Annotated in this window: 1 tRNA gene and 2 rRNA genes; all 3 read right to left on the bottom strand. The window is 53.4% G+C overall.

The window, feature by feature from the left end:
* A tRNA-Met gene (locus ACR0K9_RS21290) sits at positions 1 to 77 on the bottom strand.
* A gap of 124 nt (positions 78 to 201) precedes the next feature.
* A 5S ribosomal RNA gene (gene rrf / locus ACR0K9_RS21285) occupies positions 202 to 316 on the bottom strand.
* A gap of 190 nt (positions 317 to 506) precedes the next feature.
* A 23S ribosomal RNA gene (locus ACR0K9_RS21280) occupies positions 507 to 3,338 on the bottom strand.
* Between the last annotated feature and the right edge of the window lie 332 nt (positions 3,339 to 3,670).

The following is a 3,670-nucleotide window of genomic DNA, read 5'->3' as shown; positions in this document are numbered from 1 at the left end:
TGGTTGCGGGAGCAGGATTTGAACCTGCGACCTTCAGGTTATGAGCCTGACGAGCTACCGGGCTGCTCCATCCCGCGACACTTTGCGTTGGTCTACCGCCTATTCGGCTACTTGAGACCATTGTTGGCCTATCGCTTACGCTGCTTGAGGCCAGGGTCGGTAATTTTGATATCGTATTAGAGAGATTGGGGATTTTTCTAGGTTTGGCGGTGACCTACTCTCCCGGGGCTTAAGCCCAAGTACCATTGGCGCGGCAGTGCTTAACTTCCGGGTTCGGTATGGGACCGGGTGTTTCACTTGCGCTATGACCACCAAACCGAGGAAAATCCCCGTCGCTCTTTTTGCAGTGCAAAAAGGCGACGCGCGGCAGGCAGCGTATTCGCGAAGCGAATGCGCGTTGCCGCACGGTTGTTATGTCACCCCTTACGGGGTTTCACATCAATCAACGTTGTCCAACTCAAGGTCGGTGTATGCTTCTGGTTTGATTTGTCTTTCCATTACTGGATCAAATCAAGCCTATCGGGCGATTAGTACCGGTCAACTGAACGCATTACTGCGCTTACATCTCCGGCCTATTGACGTGGTGGTCTTCCACGGCCCTCAGGGAGACCTTGTTTTGAGGGGGGCTTCCCGCTTAGATGCCTTCAGCGGTTATCCTGTCCGATCATAGCTACCCAGCACTGCCGTTGGCACGACAACTGGTCCACCAGTGGATCGTTCACCCCGGTCCTCTCGTACTAGGGGCAACTCCTCTCAAGTCTCCTACACCCACGGCAGATAGGGACCGAACTGTCTCACGACGTTCTAAACCCAGCTCACGTACCTCTTTAAACGGCGAACAGCCGTACCCTTGGGACCTGCTCCAGCCCCAGGATGAGATGAGCCGACATCGAGGTGCCAAACACTGCCGTCGATATGGACTCTTGGGCAGTATCAGCCTGTTATCCCCGGCGTACCTTTTATCCGTTGAGCGATGGCCCTTCCACTCGGGACCACCGGATCACTATGGCCGTCTTTCGACTCTGCTCGACTTGTCAGTCTTGCAGTCAGGCTGGCTTCTGCCATTGCACTCAACGAGCGATTTCCGACCGCTCTGAGCCAACCTTCGCGCGCCTCCGTTACGCTTTAGGAGGCGACCGCCCCAGTCAAACTACCCGCCACGCAGGGTCCCGGATCCGGATAACGGACCGCGGTTAGACATCAAGAGTGCGAAGGGTGGTATCTCAAGGGAGGCTCCACAGGGACTTGCGTTCCTGCTTCAAAGCCTACCACCTATCCTGCACATCACAATCCTGATGCCAGTGCGAAGCTGTAGTAAAGGTGCACGGGGTCTTTCCGTCTAACCGCGGGAAGCCTGCATCTTGACAGGCAATTCAATTTCGCTGAGTCGATGTTGGAGACAGCGGGGAAGTCGTTACGCCATTCGTGCAGGTCGGAACTTACCCGACAAGGAATTTCGCTACCTTAGGACCGTTATAGTTACGGCCGCCGTTTACCTGGGCTTCAATTCAAGGCTCTCACCTCTCCTTTTAACCTTCAGGCACCGGGCAGGCGTCAGACCCTATACGTCGTCTTGCGACTTCGCAGAGCCCTGTGTTTTTAATAAACAGTCGCCACCCCCTGGTTTGTGCCCCCAGCCCCTAGTTGCCTAGGAACCGGGCCTCCTTCTCGCGAACTTACGGAGGTATTTTGCCGAGTTCCTTCAACATCGTTCTCTCAAGCGCCTTGGTATGCTCTACCAGTCCACCTGTGTCGGTTTAGGGTACGGTCTGATGGAGGGCTATTTCCAGGAACCACTCAGCAGCCCAATCAATCCGATAAGATTGAACTACACCTGTGATCCGTCACATCCTCCTGGCCTAGGAATATTAACCTAGTTCCCATCGCCTACGCCTTTCGGCCTCGGCTTAGGGGCCGGCTTACCCTGCTCAGATTAGCTTTAAGCAGGAACCCTTGGACTTTCGGCGAGAGTGTCTCTCACACTCTTTGTCGCTACTCATGTCATCATTCTCACTAGTGATCTCTCCACCGGATGGCTCACGCCCCGGCTTCATCGAAAGCTCCAAATATCCTCCAAGGCGTTCCGAAGAACGCTAAAGAGGATAGGAACTATGTCACACTACGCTCTGCTACCGATGCTTACGCATCCCTAGACTTCGGCTCATGGCTTGAGCCCCGTTACATCTTCGCCGCAGGACAACTTATTTAGACCAGTGAGCTGTTACGCTATCTTTAAAGGATGGCTGCTTCTAAGCCAACCTCCTGGTTGTTTTGGTCGTCCCACCTGCTTTCCCACTTAGCCATGAATTGGGGGCCTTAGTCGTAGGTCAGGGTTGTTTCCCTCTCCACTACGGACGTTAGCATCCGCAGTGTGTCTGCCATCTAGTACTCCCGGGTATTCGGAGTTTGGTTAGGATCAGTAAGCCTGTGGGGCCCCATTACCCATCCAGTGCTCTACCCCCCGGGGTATTCGGATGACGCTCTACCTAAATAGATTTCGCAGAGAACCAGCTATCTCCGAGTTTGATTGGCCTTTCACCCCTAGGCACAGCTCATCCCGATCCTTTTCAACGGATGTGGGTTCGGTCCTCCAGTAAGTGTTACCTTACCTTCAACCTGGCCATGCCTAGATCACTCGGTTTCGGGTCTGATCCCACGAACTCATGCGCCCTATTAAGACTCGCTTTCGCTACGCCTACACCTAACGGCTTAAGCTTGCTCGTGAGACCAAGTCGATGACCCATTATACAAAAGGTACGCCGTCAGCTCGCAAGGAGCCTCCGACTGATTGTAGGCGTTCGGTTTCAGGTACTGTTTCACTCCCCTCGTCGGGGTGCTTTTCACCTTTCCCTCACGGTACTGGTTCGCTATCGGTCAGCAAGGAGTACTTAGCCTTCGAAGGTGGTCCTCCGATCTTCAGACAGAATTTCACGTGTTCCGCCCTACTTAATACGTCCGTCAAAGCTTAGAATACGGGGCTGTCACCCGCTATGGCCATGCTTCCCAACATGTTCTTCTCACTTATCTGGCTCGGCTGGTCCCCGTTCGCTCGCCGCTACTAGGGGAGTATCAATTGATTTCCTTTCCTCCGGGTACTTAGATGTTTCAGTTCCCCGGGTTTGCTCTTAAAACCCTATGTATTCAGGTCTTAAGTACCTGTTTAAACCCCATATTGAGTATCAAAGATAACAATATGAAGCTTTCAGGTGGGTTGCCCCATTCAGAGATCCATGGATCAAAGCTTATTCTCAGCTCCCCATGGCTTATCGCAGAGTATCACGTCTTTCATCGCCTCTTGCTGCCAAGGCATTCACCAAACGCCCTTCTCGCGCTTGATTTGATCCAGAAAGAGAAAGACACGACCTTTTTATCCTACCGCCTATTCGGCTACTTGAGGACATGAACTCTTCCGGCCTTCGGCCTTCACAGTTCGGGGGTCGGATCGATCGAGACCGCCCAGCTGGTAACTAAAGGCAGTCATTCTTCTGAACCAAAAGCATACTTTCCCGCCTTCCATCCTGGAACCCATGCTGCCGATGTCGGTCGGCCCCACATGGAGAATGGAAGACAATGCATGATCATTTAGTGCCGGTCATCCTTGCGGGTGACTATCGGCGGCGATCATGCGGGTTAGTGTACTTGACTTGGACAACTCTGTTCGTTTCAGCCG

It is taken from the genome of Ruegeria sp. L12 (genome assembly GCF_056531745.1).
This window is presented reverse-complemented; position numbering and strand designations above follow the sequence as displayed.